The sequence below is a fragment of the Christiangramia sabulilitoris genome (assembly GCF_007050985.1).
GTDB lineage: Bacteria > Bacteroidota > Bacteroidia > Flavobacteriales > Flavobacteriaceae > Christiangramia > Christiangramia sabulilitoris.
The window spans coordinates 1,426,089-1,445,455 of the sequence record NZ_VHSF01000001.1 but is presented as its reverse complement, the minus strand read 5'-3'; the positions used below and the strand labels follow the sequence as shown (position 1 = coordinate 1,445,455).

Below are 19,367 nucleotides of genomic sequence, written 5' to 3'. Positions count from 1 at the left end.
TCGTCACAATCGGTGTCTGAATTCACCCCATCTCCATCGGCATCTACGGTATCAGGAGTAGAAGGATCACAGTCGTTGTCAATACCATCATATTGTATTTCGGAAGCGTCAGGGTTGATCGCGGCATTGGAATCATTACAATCACCACTAGTATCTGTTAACTCTGCTTCAGTGAAATGGCTGGCAGGTCTTTCGCATGTCACCACTGAGGTACCATCGCCATATCCGTCCCCATCGGCATCTAAATACCAGGTCTGTCCAGGGAACTCATTTTCATCGGTATCATCACAATCGGTGTCTGAATTCACCCCGTCACCATCGGCATCTACGGTATCAGGAGTAGAAGGATCACAGTCATTGTCAATACCATCATATTGTATTTCGGAAGCGTCAGGGTTGATCGCGGCATTGGAATCATTACAATCACCAGTAGTATCTGTTAACTCTGCGGCTATAAAATGGCTGGCAGGTCTTTCGCAAGTCACCACTGAGGTACCATCGCTATAACCATCCCCATCAGCATCCAAATACCAGGTCTGACCAGGGAACTCATTTTCATCAGTATCATCACAATCGGTATCTGAATTTACCCCGTCACCATCAGCATCTACCGTATCGGGAGTAGATGGATCACAGTCATTGTCAATACCGTCGTACAATACTTCGGTAGCTCCGGAATAGATCGCTGGATTGGTATCATCGCAATCACCTTCGTTTTCTGTTTGTCCGTCTCCATCATCATCCGTATCGGCTGAACTATCTAAAGTTGCCGGGTTACAGTCATCATCAATACCATTATCCGGAATCTCGGTAGCATTAGGATTTACTGCCGGGTTATTATCGTCACAATCGGTGTCTGAATTCACCCCGTCACCATCAGCATCTACCGTATCGGGAGTAGATGGATCACAGTCATTGTCAATACCATCATATTGTATTTCGGAAGCGCCAGGGTTGATCGCGGCATTGGAATCATTACAATCACCGGAGGTACCGGTTAACTCTGCCGCAGTAAAATGGCTGGCAGGTCTTTCGCATGTCACCACTGAGGTACCATCGCTATATCCGTCCCCATCAGCATCTAAATACCAGGTCTGACCAGGGAACTCATTTTCATCAGTATCATCACAATCGGTGTTATTAGTAACATAGCCTGGAGGTACTGTTTCTGCCACTAGTGTATTGGAGGCATCCCCAAAACCATCATCATCAGTATCGGCATAGAAAACCGAAGTATCATTTACATCGGTTACATTTACCGTAAGAGTTTGAGTATCGGAAAGGAATCCGTCGCTTACCGTAACGATAGCTTCGTAAATATTACCTCCTGCTCCTTCGAAATCTGGAGAAGACTTAAACGTAAGTATTCCCGTATTGGTATCAAGGTCAAACAAAGCTGCATCTGCTCCGCTTAGCGTGAAAGTCAGATCATCACCATCAACGTCACTGGCATCCCAGTCGATCACATTGCCTGTACCATTCTCAGCATAATCTACGGAATGAGTAGCCGCACTACTGTTGTTGGAAATTACAGGAGCTTCGTTTTCATCGGTTACATTTACCGTAAGAGTTTGGGTATCGCTCAGGAATCCGTCGCTTGCTGTTACGATAGCTTCGTAAATATTATCTCCTGCTCCTTCGAAATCTGGAGAAGACTTGAACGTAAGTATTCCCGTATTGGTATCAAGGTCGAACAAAGCTGCATCTGCTCCGCTTAGCGTGAAAATCAGATCATCACCATCAACGTCACTGGCATCCCAGTTTATCACATTGCCTGTACCATTCTCAGCATAGTCTACGGAATGAATTGCCGCACTGCCGTTATTAGTAATTACAGGAGCTTCATTCTGATTGGTTACATTCACCGTAAGAGTTTGAGTATCGCTCAGGAATCCGTCGCTTACCGTTACAATAGCCTCGTATACATTATCTCCTGCTCCTTCAAAATTTGGAGAAGACTTGAACGTAAGTATTCCTGTATTCGTATCAAGATCGAACAAAGCTCTATCTGCCCCGCTTAGCGTGAAAGTCAGCACATCACCATCAACATCACTGGCATCCCAATCGATCACATTGCCTGTACCATTCTCAGCATAGTCAATACTAGCCGTAGCATCACTTGAAAAATTGGTAATAACCGGGGCTTCGTTTACATCGGTTATTTGTACGGTCCAGGATTCATCATCTGTATTCCCAACATTATCTGTAGCTGTTATGGTGATCGCATAGAAATTATCGAAATTCGAATCAACCGGAATTTCAAAATCCTTTGCCTGCATCGTTACATTCCCAGTCGCAGAATCTATGGTGAATTTATCGGCATCGGTTCCCCCCGAAATCGTCCAGGTAACTGGCGCAATTGGCATTCCAGTTATAGATTGGTCTCCGCTTGAATAAACACTATTTTCATCCCATATCGTATTGGACACTGGATCAATATTAAAAAGTGGACCTTCATTAACATCTGTAACGGTTACCTTCCAATCTTCATTAGCTGTATTCCCGTCTTCATCGGTAGCAGTTATAACAATTTCATAAATATTATCCAGGTTGCTATCTGCAGGGATCTCAAAATCCCTGGCGATCATATTCACCACTCCGGTGGTTGGATTTATAGTAAAACTATCCTTATCAAGACCTCCAGTAATTGAATAGGTAAGATTTCCGATTGGTGAACCACTAGCTACAGATTGAGAGCTACTAGTATAAACCTCATTTTCTTCAACGGTAGTATCTTCAACGGGAGTCAATGTAAACATTGCTGACTCAACAACATCGGTCACCGTTACCGTCCAGGCTTCTGAAGCAGTGTTTCCATCAGCATCGGTAGCGTTTAAAGTTACTTCATATATATTATTGGTATTGGCATCTGCCGGAGATTCAAAATCCCTGGCTACCATACTAATTACTCCATTTGAATCAACAGAAAAATCTGCAGCATCATCACCAGTTATCGTCCAGCTTACTGCTCCAACCGGAGTATCTCCGGATAAAGCAGGAGTCGGACCGGTGTAAGCTGAATTCTCAGCTACCGTAGCATCAGCTATGGCATCGATCGTGAAATTAGAAGTTTCAGTAACATCGGTTACCGTTACCGTCCAGGCTTCAGTATCAGTATTCCCATCAGCATCGGTAGCGTTTAGAGTTACTTCATATATATTATTAGTATTGGCATCTGCAGGAGATTCAAAATCCCTTACTACCATACTTACTACGCCGGTTGCTGAATCAACAGTAAAATCTGCAGCATCGGCACCTGTTATCGTCCAGGTTACTGCTCCAACTGGAGTATCTCCTGATAAAGCAGGTGTCGGACCGGTGTAAGCTGAATTCTCAACTACCGTAGCATCAGCTATGGCATCGACCGTGAAATTAGAAGTTTCAGTTACATCGGTTACGGTTACCGTCCAGGCTTCTGAAGCAGTGTTCCCATCGGCATCGGTAGCGTTTAGAGTTACTTCATATATATTATCGGTATTAGCATCTTGTGGATTTTCAAAATCCCTGGCTACCATACTTACTACGCCGGTTGCCAAATCTACAGTGAAATCTGCAGCATCATCACCAGTTATCGTCCAGGTTACTGATCCAACCGGAGTATCTCCTGATAAAGCAGGAGTCGGACCGGTGTAAGCTGAATTCTCAGCTACCGTAGCATCAGCTATAGGATCGATCGTGAAATTAGAAGTTTCAGTTACATCGGTTACGGTTAATGTCCAGGCTTCTGAAGCAGTGTTCCCATCAGCATCGGTAGCATTAAGAGTTAATTCATATATATTATTGGTATTGGCATCCTGTGGATTTTCAAAATCCCTGGCTACCATACTTACTACTCCATTTGAATCAACAGTAAAATCTGCAGCATCAGCCCCGGTTATCGTCCAGGTTACTGCTCCTACCGGAGTATCTCCTGATAACGTAGGTGTTAGACCGGTGTAAGCTGAATTCTCAGCTAGCGTGGCATCAGCTATTGCATCGATCGTAAAATTGGAAGTTTCAGTAACATCAGTTACCGTTACCGTCCAGGCTTCAGTATCGGTATTCCCATCGGCATCGGTAGAGGTAAGAGTTACTTCATATATATTATCGGTATTAGCATCTTGTGGATTTTCAAAATCCCTGGCTATCATACTTACTACGCCGGTTGCTGAATCTACAGTGAAATCTGCAGCATCATCACCGGTTATCGTCCAGGTTACTGATCCAACCGGAGTATCTCCGGATAAAGCAGGAGTCGGACCGGTGGAGGCCGAATTCTCTGCCACCGTTGCATCAGCTATAGGGTCGATCGTGAAATTGGAAGTTTCAGTAACATCAGTTACGGTTACCGTCCAGGCTTCTAAATCGGTATTCCCATCAGCATCGGTAGCGGTTAGAGTTACTTCATATATATTATCGGTATTAGCATCCTGTGGATTTTCAAAATCCCTGGCTACCATACTAATTACTCCATTTGAATCAACAGTGAAATCTGCAGCATCATCACCGGTTATCGTCCAGGTTACTGATCCAACCGGAGCATCTCCTGATAAAGCAGGAGTCGGACCGGTGTAGGCTGAATTCTCAGCCACCGTAGCATTAGCTATGGTACCGATCGTGAAATTGGAAGTTTCAGTAACATCAGTTACGGTTACCGTCCAGGCTTCAGTATCGGTATTCCCATCGGCATCGGTAGCGGTTAGAGTTACTTCATATATATTATCGGTATTAGCATCTTGTGGATTTTCAAAATCCCTGGCTACCATACTAATTACTCCATTTGAATCAACAGTAAAATCTGCAGCATCATCACCAGTTATCGTCCAGGTTACTGCTCCAACCGGAGTATCTCCGGATAAAGCAGGTGTCGGACCGGTGTAAGCTGAATTCTCACCTACCGTAGCGTCAGCTATTGGATCGATCGTGAAATTAGCCTCTTCAACAACATCGGTTACATTTATTGTCAAATCCTGTGTATCACTAAGCAAGCCATCGCTCACCGTAATGGTTACATTATGGATATTATCGCTCGAAGAATCTTCAAAGTCTGGCGCGGTTATAAAGGTTAATATTCCATCGGCAGATAAATTGAATAATACTGAATCAGCTCCGCTTAAGGTAAAGCTTAAAGCATCATTTTCGGCATCGGTAGCATCCCAGTCGATCACATTTCCGGTTCCGTTTTCAGCGTAATCCAGACTAGCAGAAGGATTGCTGGAAAAATTGGTAAGACTTGGAGCTGTATTCGCTGTTACTGTTATTGTCACCGGATATCCTGTACTAACACAACCGGTAGTAGAATTACGCACTGTAAAAGTAGCATTGTACACACCTGCACCGGCGGTAGCTGGAACCGATACTGAAATTGGCGAAGATGATAACGAATTAGACACATCATCAAATCCCTCAGTTTCTGCGGCAGCATCAAAATCTATACTATATGTATCAGGACTGTTAGAAGTACCGCTATATGTAAATTCTGTATTTCCCGTACCGGTTCGCACTGATGGATTTGATCCTAATGTAATTGTTGGAATACCGGCGTTGGCCAGTGAAATGGGTCCCGATAATACATTGGAATCACAGCCACTGGCATCAGTGATATAAAATTGAGAATAATTACCGGGCTGAAGACCGCCAATCGTTATTCCTCCTCCATCGGCCGTAATAGATTGACTAACGGAACTACCCCCGAAGATATAATTTACGGTATAATTACCGGAAGTTACCCCCGATAGTATTATTTCACCATTCGGAGTATCGCAATTAGTAGGATCTGTTTGACCGGCGTAAGCGATGGTGGCCGCTCCCGGATCAGCAAGAACCACAGGTCCATTAAAAGCAGGGGATGCACAGGAATTATATTCAACTACAAAATCTTCATATGTTCCTGCGTCCAGGCCGGTTATTTGGTATTCACCCGAGGCATTTGTGGTAAACACCCCATTATTTACAGTAACGCCATTATCTGTATAAGTTAATGCTGAATAATTTTCTGAAGGCAGTAATCCCTGCAGGGTAATAATTCCGTTTGTACTTACGCATGAAGATGGGTCGGTGCTGGAAGCTGATGTGATTTCAGGAGCTATTACCTCTATGGTAAAGGAAATCTGATTACTGGTACAAGCCGTGGAACCAGAATTTCGAATTGTAAAAACACCATTATAAATTCCGCCAGATATATCTGATGGAATGTTTACGGCAACTGGACTGGCTACGTTCGTATCATTCAGTACGTCTGTAAGCCCGGCCAAATTTGCATCATTATCAAAATCTATACTATAATCCAGCGCCGGTCCATTAGCATCGATAACATAAGTAAGATCTACATTAGTCTCACCTTTACAAACCTCAAGTGCAGCATTAGACATGCTTATTTGTGGTACGGCATTAACAGAAATATTTATAGCCGGACCAAATTCATCATCACATTCAATGCCGACCTTCTGAGTTTTAACTTTCACAGAAATTATATTAGCTGAAGCACTTAAAGGATAAGTGGTCAAAGTAACCGGAGCACCACTGGAATTTCCTATTTTCGCCGGTCCTATTGGATTACCTGCCTGATCTATTAGTTCGTACACTATAAATTCCTCGGTAGGATTTATTTCAAAGGATATAGTTTCATTATCACAAATATCTACCGGACTAATGGCTGCAAACCCCTGTGCTGCTGGAGGAATACATTGTACAATTGGGCCGGTCACCTCGACGCTTTCACATAAAGACCCTTCCTTACTGGTCACCCCGGTTTCAGCCCCGGCATATAATACGTCATAACCGGCAGAAGCAGCATCAAGTCCTGAAATAGTCCAGGTTCCATCCCCGGCAACAGTTGCTGAAAATCCATCTACGATATTTCCGTCTAAATAAAGATAAACCGTGTTTCCACTCGTCCCTGTTCCTGAAATACTTGCATCACCTTCGGTTACTGGATCTGAAGTAATCGCCAAAGCAGCATCACTGGTTTGATCGAGAATCTGGATCTCATTGGAATAATTACTTTCAGACTCACCTGCCGCGATTGCTGTTGCCCTAATAAAAGTTCCGGAATTTAAATTTAATCCATTTAGAGCCCAATTTCCTGTTGCATCTACCAAAGCTGTTCCTACAAGTGTTGGATTGGGATCTGATGATACACTTGAGCTATATACATTAATCTCTGTGTTTTCAGGTTCATTGGAAATTCCCTGTACGGCAGATATTGACGAACCGGAGCTTACGCAATAATCCCCGGTGATTTGAGGTGCCTGAGAAATTCCTTCAACATAATATACTTCAGACTGTGAAGGACAGGTAACCCCGCTTTCTGTGCTCAAAACGATTAAAGATTGCCCCTGGGTAAGACCTGTAATCCCCGTTATAGTCCAGGTAGTTCCTGAAGCTGTAGTATTATAACTACTTCTAATTCCATCTATATAGAGTTCTATATATGCCCCAGAGCCGGAAGTACCGGATATAGTGGTAGCGGTTGTATATATTGGGGAAGTAGATATAGTTGGCACTACTGCCGTACCCCCATTATTTTTGGAACGACAAACAATGATGGAAATTTCTGATTCACATTGTCCGGGTGCCTGTGCTGTGGCATAATAATTTCCTTGAGGCAATGATTGTCCCTGACCACCTTCGATTACCCATCTTTCATTATCACTTACAGTTGTATAAGGATTGTCTGCAGATCCAGCCCATAAAGTATTGGAAGGATATTCATAAATTCTTATAACAGTCCCGGCGGGACCATCTGTTGTTCCTACAAGCCCTTTTGATCCAGAGGTATACCCTTCGATAATTGGGGGATTAGTACAGGTTCCCACTGCCGTTTCATTACAATCTCTGTATGATGTTGAATAAGCAGGATCTCCACTTAAATGGGTCACAGTTGCACTAAAACTATCATCATCGAGCGCAGGTGATAATCCACTCATCACCCAGCTCCCGTCAGCCTGAGTAGATGTGGTTCCCTCAGAAATTCCATTTCGAAAAAGTTCAATGGTAGCACCGTTATAATCTGAAGTACCAGAAATCGACGTATCATTTATATCAATTGGACTATCTATCCCAGGGCAATTCGCTCTAGGAGCCAAAGTTGTCCCGGTTCCAATTTCTGAAACACTGGTTGGAGGAAATACATCAATAAGTTCTCCCCATAAATTATCTATAGTTCCTGTGGAATCATCTGCCCCACCCAGATCTGAAATTCCATTGTTTCCTATCGCCTCGTTGGGATTGATCACCGTATTCCCCACCATTCTCAGTGGCGTTGAAGTTGTAATCCCAAATGCAGCCGTGATATCTGCAAATGGAATATAGAAATCGTAGAAGTAATCATCGTCATTACAGATCTCAGAAAAAGCAATGGACTTTTGAGCAAAATCGTTATAAGGCCGGTCCACGGTAGCATCACCAATTTCAGTCGCCGCAACGGTTCCGTCTACGTCATACAGCCCCACCCCAAAATTAGTTCGTAAAACCACTTCTATCTCAAATCCAGGGTTGCCCGGAATATAATTTGGATCGGCATTAGGCCCGGTAGCCCCAAACTTCTCATCTGTATCGATTAAAATGGAATAGGCCTTGGAATTTTCTGCTGTGCCCCCAAGTCTGAATCTGAACATCAGGTTTTCATTGGCATCCAGGTAGGTATAGATAGTATGATTATCACTAGACTTTACCAGGTCGGTAAATCCACACGACGGCCCCGGACCCAAATCCCTAGGAGGTTCAGGCGCACCTAATGAAGGAAGCGGAGTATAAGGGATTTCACTTTCAGATTCGTCATTGGCTACGAACCCCTGGTTGGAATCTGAGGTGTACCCATCCAGGTTAGGATCAAGAACGGCCTGACCACTGGAAGTTGCGGGTTTGTAAATAAGGCCCTTGGTCTGGGCTGAAAGATTGACAAAAGATAATAGAAACAGAATAGTAAATATTCCGGGGAGTAAAAATTTCTTCATATTAGAAATTCAATAATAGGTTTGGGTTAGTGTTTTGAATTTAGGAACCGATTTTTACATTTCACATCGGCATGGATTGTAATTCAAAGAGGGTGTAGCAACGCATAAAAACAGATAAATAGGTTATTCGGCCGGCAATAAAAGAAAATCTTAAATATTTCGTTAACACTTATCTGTGCTTTCGACAAAAAGCATCTAAGTATCGACCAACAACCAGTCATAAGTGGTCCTGGTTGATCAGAACCCGGCTGCAAATAAAGGCTTTACAAAGCGAACCCAAAAATTTTACCATAAAAAAACCCTGTAATTAAACAATTACAGGGTTTTTGTTAATATTTTCTTAGTACTCGAGGCGGGAATCGAACCCGCACTCCCGAAAGAACTGGATTTTGAATCCAGCGCGTCTACCAATTCCGCCACTCGAGCTTGTGGAGGGCAAAAGTATAAAAATTTTAGATTTCAGATATCATATTCATATAATTTATTTGTCAGGGTGTTTTCCTGCTTTTTTACCATTGCCATCAGGTCTGCCTTAGGTTTAAAAATCACGTAAAAACCTGAATTAGTTTTAGTTATAATTTATTTAAAATTTAAATTCCGTATTAGTTTTTGGTATATATTCGCTCACTTTTAATTTAATAATAAAAATGAAAAAACTTATTTTTGGTGCTTTGGCACTGGCAATGTTTACTGTAACTTCTTGTCGCGAGGAAAAAGCTGAAGCTGTTGAAGAAATAGCTAAAGAAACTGCGATCAATGAATCTACAACTCAGGAAATGAATGTAGAAGCTGAAGATAGCCTTGAGGTTAATTCTGCAGAAGTTGATTCCCTGCAAACTGAGACAGAGGTAACGCCGGAAGCACAAATCAAGTAATAAGAAATCCCAGAGATTTCAAATTTTCAGGTCCTGCCAAAAGCAGGACTTTTTATTTTGATCAATTTCAGACCAGGTAAGATCAATAACTCTTAAACCTAAAACCAGGAATATTTAATTGCCTATCTAATCCAAACCGGCCGAATGTTTTCGATACTGAGACATTTTACAACCTTTTTCATCAAGGTACAGAATCCACACTTTTGCTATTATTTGAATTAGTTGTATTTTCGGGTCTTTTCAAATTAAAACCGAAAAATGTCTCAATTTTGGCTCTATTTCAGGCTTGGACTGGATCATGTACTGGACTGGCAGGCTTATGACCATGTACTTTTTTTAATTGTGCTGGTTGCGTCTTATGGTTTTAGCACCTGGAAGCGGGTCTTGTGGCTGGTGACACTTTTCACCCTGGGACATACTCTCGCCCTTTTCCTTTCTGTATATGAAATTGTAAAAGTAGATTCAGATTATGTAGAATTTTTGATTCCGGTTACCATTCTGGCTACAGCTGTTTTCGACATTGCAACTGCCGGAAAAAAAGTTAGGAATACCAATTATAATATCCTGTATTTTACAACCATCTTCTTTGGTTTGATCCATGGCCTGGGTTTCTCCTCCTATTTTAAAATGATAGCCTCAGGTGCAGAAAGTAAATTCCTTCCCCTGGTAGAATTCGCTTTAGGAATTGAAGCTGCCCAGCTTATCGTTGTATTGGCAGTCATGATCATAGGTTTCTTATTACAGAATGTATTGAATGTTTCTAAAAGAGACTGGATCCTGGTTACTGCATCTATTGTTATCGGGGTTATTTTACCGATCCTGCATAAAAGTTACCTGGCACTCTAGAAATTAAAGGTTTCAGAAGAAATTCTGCCAATAATCTTTTAATTTGCAGTCCGTTAATAATTAGAATTCAATTAAGTCTCCCCAAATTCCATGAATAAAAAGAAACAGCAAAAATTTGATAAAGCTTATTTGAGAATTGCCCGTGAATGGAGTAAATTATCTCATTGTAATAGAAAGCAGGTTGGCGCGTTAATTGTAAAGGATAGAATGATCATTTCTGATGGTTATAACGGGACTCCAACCGGCTTCGAAAATTTTTGTGAAGACGAGGAAGGTTATACAAAATGGTATGTGTTGCATGCTGAAGCTAATGCGATATTAAAGGTTGCAGGTTCAACGCAGTCATGTAAAGACTCCACTCTTTATATTACCATGTCACCGTGTAAGGAATGTAGTAAATTGATACACCAATCTGGTATTAGCAGGCTGGTTTACCAGATAGATTATAAAGATAATTCTGGTCTGGAATTTTTAGCCAGGGCAGGTGTAGAATTAGAGCAAATAACAGAACTTGAAGATTGAAAGGAAGAAATAAAATATATATCCCGCTTCTTTTGAGCATTGCCTGCGCCATAGGACTTATTCTTGGCGCGAGGTTAAACTTTGATCCTACCGATGAACTGTTTACCGCAAATCCCAAAAAACAGAAATTAAACCGACTCATCGATTATATCGATTATGAATATGTTGATGATGTAAATACAGACAGTATTGTTGATGTTACCGTCAATAAGATCCTCGAAAATCTCGATCCTCATTCAGTTTATATTCCAAAGGAGGAATATGCCAGGGTAACAGATAACATGAAAGGAGATTTTGTGGGAATCGGGGTTAGTTTTTACAATATCCAGGATACTATCGTGGTTATCAAGGCTCTTGAAGGTGGCCCCAGTGAAAAAATGGGTATTCGCGGGGGCGACAGGATTCTTTATGCCGATGGAAAAAAACTTTTTAACCTGGATATCAGCGAAGATTCCATTACTACCAGGTTAAAGGGAAAAGCCAATACCAAGATCACCTTAAAAATTCTACGGAAAGGCATAAAAGACCTGCTTACCTTTAAGATCAAAAGAGGGGTAGTTCCTTTGAAAAGTGTGAATGCCTCTTATATGCTTACAGATAAACTTGGTTATATCAAAGTTGACCGCTTTTCTGAAACCACTTTTACCGAATTCAGTGAAGCGATAAAAGAATTAAAAGCCGAAGGAGCAAAAGAGATCGCGTTGGATCTTAGAAACAACCCGGGAGGATATCTTTCTGAAGCGATCAATATTGCAGATGAATTCATAGCAGATGAAAAGCTGATACTTTTCACTAAGAATAAAAGCGGCGCTATAGAGGAAACTTATGCGCAACGAAAGGGTAGTTTCGAAAATGGAAAGGTGTATGTTCTCATCAATGAAAACTCAGCTTCAGCGAGTGAGGTAGTTGCCGGAGCTTTACAGGACAACGATGTGGGAACCATTATAGGACGCCGTTCTTATGGAAAAGGCCTGGTACAACGGGAAATGGAATTAGGTGATGGCAGCGCAGTAAGACTTACTATTGCCCGGTATTATACGCCTACGGGAAGGTCTATTCAAAAGCCCTACGATAATGGAAATGAGAGCTATTTCAACGATTATATGCGCCGATATAAGAATGGAGAATTAAATAGCGAAGATAGTATCGAGGTAAATGATTCACTAAAATACAAAACTCCGGGAGGAAAGATAGTTTATGGTGGCGGTGGGATCATTCCGGATATTTTTGTTCCCAAGGATACAGATTCAGAAAAGGAAAAACTCACCTTTCTTCTTCGAGGAGGATATATGAGCCGCTACGTTTTTTATATCCTGGAACAAAACAGGGAATACTACAATAGCATTTCCAAGGAAGATTTCAGGGATGAGATCGAAATCACCGACCAGATGATCAACGATTTTGACCGGTATATAAGTCAAATGAATGTTGGAGTAAAACCAACCAGTGATTACCACAAACCCCTTCTCAGAAAATATCTGAAGGCCGAAATAGCCCAGCAACTTTTCGGAACTAATGTATTTGAACGATTTTTAAATGAAGATGACCGAATAATTGAAAAAGTGATTGAGCTGTCCAATGAAAAATAATATTTTGGATGGCCAATGCAGAATTTTCTTTTATATCTCTCGGGGATCTGGCCTTTAACTCCCTTATTTCTTTTTATAGTTGCGGTTAGTTTCAAACTAATGGACAACAGTGCTTATCTGTTCCTGCAAAAGGAGATCGTCACGACTTCGCCCAACGTTTCCAGGAGTGTTATAAAAAAGGAAATAAGAATGGCTAGAGATCCTGATTTTATCAGGCAATTGAGACGGGCCCTAATATTTAGAAATCTGCATAAGAGCTTCCTTGCATTCGCCCTGATCAGCCTTCCGTTAAGCTTACTGTTTTTCTTCCTGTACTAGCTTATCATGCACCTTTGTGTGCTCACCTTCGTTCCAAATAGTGAGAATATCTGTAGCTACGGCAGCACCGCTTCCACAGGCAATGGCATATTGACTGCGCCATCCCGCAAGCGTTCCGGCTACATATAAACCCGGTTTTACGAGATGATCGTTATTTTGCAATTGGATTCTATTCTTGGAAGCTTTGGCTTTTTTATGAGGTATAAGATATTGATCAAAACCAGATATCCTCATCGGGCTGGTATAGCCTACAGCAACGACAATGATTTTTGCGGTATATTCTCTTCTATTGGTTAGCGCCTTATAAAATCCATCAACCTCGGCAACCTCTTTTACCTTTTCCTTTCCAATCTGAAGAATCTGGGGATATAGATCTCCCAGATGATCCACTCCCTGTTCCAGCAAGTGATTCCCTTTTGTTCCGGGAGAAATCCCGAAAACATTATTCAGCAGTGCAGATTGTAAATGAGAGTTCTTTTGATGTAAAATGATACCAGCTTTCCTACCCCGGGCATAAGCTTTTTCCATCGCAGAGCCAATTACAAGTGCACAGGAGATACCTGCTGCACCACCACCAATTATCAATACATCAAAATCTGGGGTTTTAGCCATGCTTCTTAGAGATCGTTCTGGATACCAGTAGAATGATCATAAGGACTATGACGCATAAACTGGCTACAGACACGATTAACGCATTAGCACTATCACCTTCCATTAAATTCTGAAAATCGAGTTTACTGATACTTATCCCAATAAACACTAAAGCCAAAAGAATAATGGTATAAATTAAATACTTCATTAAAATAAATTCTGAATATTAGCAGCGAAAAGTTTTACAGCAATCGCAAGCAGGATCACTCCAAAAACCTTTCTAATTACATTAATACCCTGGGATCCAAGAATCTTCTCTATCCTGGATGAAGATTTTAGAACCAGGTATACAAATATAATATTGATAACTATAGCGACAATGATATTTATGGTTTCATATTCTGCCTGAAGGGAAACCAGCGAGGTCATGGTCCCGGCACCGGCGATCAATGGAAAAGCCAGGGGCACCACCGAGGCAGTTTCCGGGGCATCATCCTTATACAGGCTTATACCCAGGATCATCTCCAGCGCGAGGAAGAACAGGATAAATGAACCCGCCACGGCAAAAGAATTTACATCTATACCAATTAGGTTAAGGATTTCCTTACCCAGGAACAGAAAAACCACCATAATGATACCGGCAACAACAGATGCTTTTTCACTCTGTATATGACCTACCTTTTTCCTGAGATCTATAATGATGGGGATATTTCCAATAATATCTATCACTGCAAAAAGCACCATCCCCGCGGTAAATATTTGCTTGAAATCTAACACTTTAAACATAACTGCCTGTTTTCAAAATTGGCGGCAAAAGTACTTCAACTTATCTGATTGACAATCGAGTAGGCAGGTTAAATTTATGTAAATTTTATTGGCAAATTTCTTCTGCCTAAAACATAGAAAATTATCTTTGTGGCATGTTTCAATTAGGTAAAACTTTAGTATCAGAAGAAATCATAAAAAATGATTTTGTATGCAACCTTTCAGCCTGTAAAGGAGCCTGCTGTATAGACGGGGAAGCCGGCGCACCGGTAGAGCCGGAGGAAAGGGCCATTCTTGAAGAGATCTATCCTAAGGTGAAGCCCTATCTACGGGAAAAAGGAATAGCAGCAATTGAAGAACAGGGCGTCTATATTACCCGGGAAAATGGTGAAATCGAAACTCCTTTGATCGATGGTGCAGATTGTGCCTATGTAACCTTCGATGACCGCGGTACGGCCTTATGCGGTATAGAAGAGGCATACAACCAGGGTGATATCGACTGGAAGAAACCTGTTTCCTGTCACCTCTACCCCGTTCGAGTTGAAGAATACACCTCATTTTCTGCAGTAAACTATCATCGCTGGGAAATTTGCGACGATGCCTGCAGCCTTGGTGCAGAATTACAGGTGCCTATCTATAAATTCGTCAAGGATGCACTGGTTCGGAAGTTTGGAGAAGACTGGTATAATGAACTCGAGGTAATCGCCAAAGAAGTTCAGGGTCAGCGAAGTGCGCAGGATTAACTTTAACTCCTGCAATTCTTATTTCAGGCTATATTTTTTTATATTTATGTCTGTACAGCAAAAGAAATTCCGTTCTTTTGATCCCCCCGAGAATTTTAGAATCATATTTCAGCAGGACAGTTTGATCTGTCTCTCCTGAATCTTAAAGTAATTACAGAATTAAAAGTTTACCTATCCCACAAATTTTTATAGGTGGACCAACCAAAAAATTAATTCTGTTTTCTGGAAAACCGGCAATTTTTCTTGCCGGTTTTCGTGTTTACTAGGGCCCTGTTTTAGGCATTTCAGGGCTTGATTTCGTACTTTCCAAATACATCGCAAATTAGTTCAATGTTTTTTTGGTAATAATTTTATTAACAATTTATAAAGTGCTGCCTTACAGTATTTTAGATGCTTGATTTAACAAAACAGTATGAAAAACTTAGGCTGAGTCATGTTGACAACTTTGTTGAAAACGTTTGCGCTATATTCTTTCATTATCTGTCTCATTTTTAAATATTTGTTAGACACTTTTCAATAATAACCCGAAAGATCCAAAAATTTAACAATTATGGCCCAGAACGAACCCATTTTGCAGGAGAACAAAGATCGCTTTGTGATCTTCCCGATCAAACATCATGACATTTGGGATTGGTATAAAAAAATGGAGGCTTGTTTCTGGACCGCAGAAGAAATTGATCTTCACCAGGATCTTACGGACTGGAGTAATAAATTAAATTCTGATGAACGTTATTTTATTAAACATATCCTGGCGTTCTTCGCGGCATCTGACGGGATCGTAAATGAAAACCTGGCCGAAAATTTCGTAAATGAAGTGCAATATTCTGAAGCCAAATTTTTCTACGGCTTTCAGATCATGATGGAAAATATTCATTCTGAAACCTATTCCCTGTTGATAGATACATACGTTAAAGATGACAAGGAGAAGGATAAATTATTCAGAGCCATTGAAGTATTCCCGGCAATAAAGAAAAAAGCAGATTGGGCACTAAAATGGATAGAATCAGATTCCTTTGCAGAAAGGCTTATCGCTTTTGCCGCGGTGGAAGGGATCTTCTTCTCCGGTGCTTTCTGCTCCATCTTCTGGTTAAAAAAACGTGGTTTAATGCCGGGGCTCACCTTCTCGAATGAGCTAATCTCAAGGGATGAAGGGATGCATTGTGATTTTGCGGTCCACCTTCATAACAACCACCTCGTAAACAAAGTTCCTAAAGAAAAGATAAGGGAGATCATAATAGATGCCCTCAACATAGAACGTGAATTCGTTACCGAGTCACTTCCGGTTAGCCTGATAGGTATGAATGCCAAGCTAATGACACAGTACCTGGAGTTTGTAACAGACCGTCTGCTGGTAGAACTGGAATGTGAAAAAGAATACAATGTTTCCAATCCATTCGATTTTATGGATATGATCAACCTGCAGGGTAAAACCAACTTTTTCGAAAAACGCGTAAGCGAATATCAAAAAGCAGGAGTAATGAATAAGGATAAAGAATCAGACGAGATCAGTTTTGATGCTGATTTCTAAAGGACAACTGCGCCGAAACCCCCAATTCGGTGCAGGTTGACCTTTAATTAATTCACCCGAAAATTTTATTTTATTAATCCGGATTAACCACCGGCCTGGATGCTAATATTCTTCCTGCAAGACAGTTTAGCACAACCAACTAAAACCGCAGTGTATGTATGTAGTTAAAAGAGATGGGCGAAGGGAACCCGTCATGTTCGACAAGATCACCTCCAGAGTTAAAAAACTCTGCTATGGCCTTAATGAATTAGTAGACCCCGTAAAAGTTGCCATGCGGGTTATCGAAGGGCTTTATGATAATGTGACTACCAGCGAGCTGGACAATCTTGCAGCCGAGATCTCGGCAACCATGACCACGGCCCACCCCGACTATGCAAAGCTTGCGGCCCGAATCTCTGTCTCTAATTTGCATAAAAATACCAAGAAAACATTTTCTGAGGTGATGACAGATCTTTTCGAATATGTGAATCCACGTACCGAAGAGAAAGCACCGCTATTATCTGAAGAAGTCTATAAAGTAATCATGGATAACAAGGAAAAACTTGATTCCACGATCATCTATAACCGTGACTTTGGTTATGACTACTTCGGATTTAAAACCCTGGAAAGATCTTATCTCTTAAGACTTAATGGAGAAATTGCCGAAAGGCCACAGCATATGCTGATGAGAGTTTCTATTGGTATACATATAGATGACCTCGACGCAGCCATAGAAACCTATGAGCTGATGTCTAAAAAATATTTTACCCACGCTACTCCAACGCTTTTCAACTCCGGTACACCAAAACCTCAAATGTCTTCCTGTTTCCTTTTAACCATGAAGGATGATAGCATCGACGGCATCTACGATACCCTAAAGCAGACTGCCAAGATCTCTCAGTCGGCCGGCGGAATAGGTTTATCTATTCATAATGTACGGGCGACGGGTTCTTATATTTCTGGAACCAATGGTACCTCTAACGGAATTGTGCCCATGCTACGGGTCTTTAACGATACTGCCCGGTATGTAGACCAGGGCGGCGGAAAAAGAAAAGGATCTTTTGCGATGTATGTAGAGCCATGGCATGCAGACATTTTCGATTTTCTTGATCTGAAAAAGAACCACGGAAAAGAGGAAATGAGAGCGCGTGATCTTTTCTACGCCATGTGGATACCAGATCTTTTTATGAAGAGAGTACAGGAAGACGGCAAGTGGACCCTGATGTGCCCGCATGAATGCCCTGGACTTTTTGATACCTATGGTGATGAATTTGAAAAGCTCTATGAAAAATATGAGGCTGAAGGCAAAGGCAGAAGAACTATAAAAGCACGTGAAGTCTGGGAAAAGATCATGGAGTCTCAGATCGAGACAGGTACACCTTATATGCTGTATAAAGATGCGGCCAACAGGAAGTCTAATCAGAAAAATCTTGGAACGATTCGCTCTTCCAACCTCTGCACAGAAATATTGGAATATACCAGCAAAGATGAAGTAGCGGTGTGCAACCTGGCTTCTATTGCTTTGCCTATGTTCATTAAAGGCGATGAATTTGACCACAAGGAATTATATAAGATCACCAAAAGAGTTACAAAAAACCTGAACAAGGTGATTGACCGTAATTATTACCCGGTACAGGAAGCTGAAAACAGCAATATGCGTCATCGCCCGGTGGGCCTGGGTGTTCAGGGACTGGCAGATACTTTTATCAGGCTGCGTCTACCTTTTACTTCAGATGAAGCGAAAAAACTCAATCAGGAGATCTTTGAGACTTTATACTTCGCTGCCGTATCGGCTTCCATGGAATTGGCCAAAGAGGAAGGACCTTATTCAACTTTTGAAGGATCACCTATAAGCCAGGGAGAGTTTCAGTATAACCTCTGGGGAATTAAAGATGAAGAATTAAGCGGAAGATGGGACTGGGCAAAATTACGCAAGCAGGTAATGAAAACAGGAGTTAGAAACTCACTGCTGCTTGCACCAATGCCTACTGCTTCTACTTCGCAGATCCTTGGTAACAACGAGGCTTTTGAACCATATACTTCTAATATTTATACCAGGCGGGTTCTTTCCGGAGAATTTATTGTAGTCAATAAACATCTGCTGGAAGACCTTGTTTCCAGAGATCTCTGGACCGAAGATGTGAAAAATGCCATAATGAGAAATAATGGCTCCGTCCAGGATATAGACATCATACCTCAGGATCTCAAAGAGCTTTACAAAACAGTCTGGGAAATGAGCATGAAAGATATTATAGATATGTCCAGGCACAGAGGATATTTTATAGACCAATCCCAATCGCTTAACCTGTTCATGGAAAATGCGAATTACAGCAAGCTTACTTCCATGCACTTCTACGCCTGGAAAAGTGGTTTAAAAACAGGTATGTATTACCTGCGCACAAAATCTGCGGTAGATGCTATTAAATTTACCCTGGAAAAAGAGAAGAAAAAAGAACCCGTTGCAGCAGTTGCCTCAGAAGCTCCGGCGAAAGCGGCTGAAAAACTGCAGGCGCAATCCAAAGCTATGGTTTCCTCGGAAACAGAAGAAGGAGCTCTGTCTCCCGAAGAATTGAGAGCGATCATAGCCCAATCAAAGGAAGCAGAAGGAGACGACTGTCTGATGTGCGGATCTTAAAAATTTGGCTAATTCGAATTTGAATTAAGGAAGGGAAGTA

The 19,367-nt window shown here is 41.5% G+C and carries 12 protein-coding genes and 1 tRNA gene; 8 read left to right on the top strand and 5 right to left on the bottom strand.

Features of this window, described 5'->3' with window-relative positions; genetic code table 11:
• Together FGM01_RS06570 and FGM01_RS06565 are read right to left on the bottom strand one after the other, a co-directional pair.
• The coding region (locus tag FGM01_RS06570) for a MopE-related protein (protein WP_143410314.1) at positions 1-8,936 on the bottom strand (8,936 nt) is incomplete at its 3' end.
• A 344-nt stretch (positions 8,937-9,280) separates the two neighbouring features.
• A tRNA-Leu gene (locus FGM01_RS06565) sits at positions 9,281-9,362 on the bottom strand.
• A 221-nt stretch (positions 9,363-9,583) separates the two neighbouring features.
• Between FGM01_RS06565 and FGM01_RS06560 the strand changes: the two genes are divergently transcribed.
• The 5 genes from FGM01_RS06560 to FGM01_RS06540 all read left to right on the top strand — a co-directional run bounded on the left by FGM01_RS06560 (position 9,584) and on the right by FGM01_RS06540 (position 13,086).
• Complete coding sequence (locus tag FGM01_RS06560; RefSeq protein WP_143410313.1) at positions 9,584-9,811, top strand: hypothetical protein; 228 nt, start codon at positions 9,584-9,586, stop codon at positions 9,809-9,811.
• A gap of 258 nt (positions 9,812-10,069) precedes the next feature.
• The gene (locus FGM01_RS06555) at positions 10,070-10,657 is read left to right on the top strand and encodes a HupE/UreJ family protein (RefSeq protein WP_143410312.1); all 588 of its coding nucleotides are present in this window, start codon (positions 10,070-10,072) and stop codon (positions 10,655-10,657) included.
• Positions 10,658-10,747: 90 nt separating this feature from the next.
• Entirely contained in the window at positions 10,748-11,179 is a 432-nt protein-coding gene (locus FGM01_RS06550; protein WP_143410311.1) for a deoxycytidylate deaminase, read from the top strand.
• Positions 11,176-12,768 carry a S41 family peptidase gene (locus tag FGM01_RS06545; protein WP_143410310.1) on the top strand — a complete coding sequence of 531 codons (1,593 nt, stop codon included), beginning with the start codon at positions 11,176-11,178 and terminating at the stop codon, positions 12,766-12,768. Before FGM01_RS06550 ends, FGM01_RS06545 begins: the two co-directional genes overlap by 4 nt.
• A 15-nt stretch (positions 12,769-12,783) precedes the next feature.
• Complete coding sequence (locus FGM01_RS06540) at positions 12,784-13,086, top strand: hypothetical protein (protein ID WP_143410309.1); 303 nt, start codon at positions 12,784-12,786, stop codon at positions 13,084-13,086.
• Here the strand turns inward: FGM01_RS06540 and FGM01_RS06535 are convergent.
• The 3 genes from FGM01_RS06535 to FGM01_RS06525 are packed head-to-tail and all read right to left on the bottom strand — an operon-like array spanning position 13,063 to position 14,463.
• Entirely contained in the window at positions 13,063-13,698 is a 636-nt protein-coding gene (locus tag FGM01_RS06535) for an FAD-dependent oxidoreductase (protein ID WP_143410308.1), read from the bottom strand. The genes FGM01_RS06540 and FGM01_RS06535 overlap by 24 nt on opposite strands.
• Positions 13,691-13,885: a hypothetical protein gene (locus tag FGM01_RS06530; protein WP_143410307.1), complete on the bottom strand. Its 195-nt coding sequence runs from the start codon at positions 13,883-13,885 to the stop codon at positions 13,691-13,693. The genes FGM01_RS06535 and FGM01_RS06530 overlap by 8 nt, the downstream gene beginning before the upstream one ends.
• The gene (locus tag FGM01_RS06525) at positions 13,885-14,463 is read right to left on the bottom strand and encodes a MarC family protein (RefSeq protein ID WP_208012707.1); all 579 of its coding nucleotides are present in this window, start codon (positions 14,461-14,463) and stop codon (positions 13,885-13,887) included. The genes FGM01_RS06530 and FGM01_RS06525 overlap by 1 nt, the downstream gene beginning before the upstream one ends.
• 134 nt (positions 14,464-14,597) lie before the next feature.
• On the opposite strand from FGM01_RS06525, the gene FGM01_RS06520 reads away from it, so the two are divergent.
• The 3 genes from FGM01_RS06520 (at position 14,598) to FGM01_RS06510 (ending at position 19,327) form a co-directional block, all read left to right on the top strand.
• Complete coding sequence (locus FGM01_RS06520; RefSeq protein WP_143410306.1) at positions 14,598-15,185, top strand: DUF3109 family protein; 588 nt, start codon at positions 14,598-14,600, stop codon at positions 15,183-15,185.
• A gap of 550 nt (positions 15,186-15,735) precedes the next feature.
• The gene (locus FGM01_RS06515) at positions 15,736-16,713 is read left to right on the top strand and encodes a ribonucleotide-diphosphate reductase subunit beta (protein WP_143410305.1); all 978 of its coding nucleotides are present in this window, start codon (positions 15,736-15,738) and stop codon (positions 16,711-16,713) included.
• Positions 16,714-16,867: 154 nt separating this feature from the next.
• A complete protein-coding gene (locus FGM01_RS06510) occupies positions 16,868-19,327 on the top strand; it encodes a ribonucleoside-diphosphate reductase subunit alpha (protein WP_143410304.1) in 2,460 nt (819 codons plus the stop codon).
• Positions 19,328-19,367 lie beyond the last annotated feature (40 nt).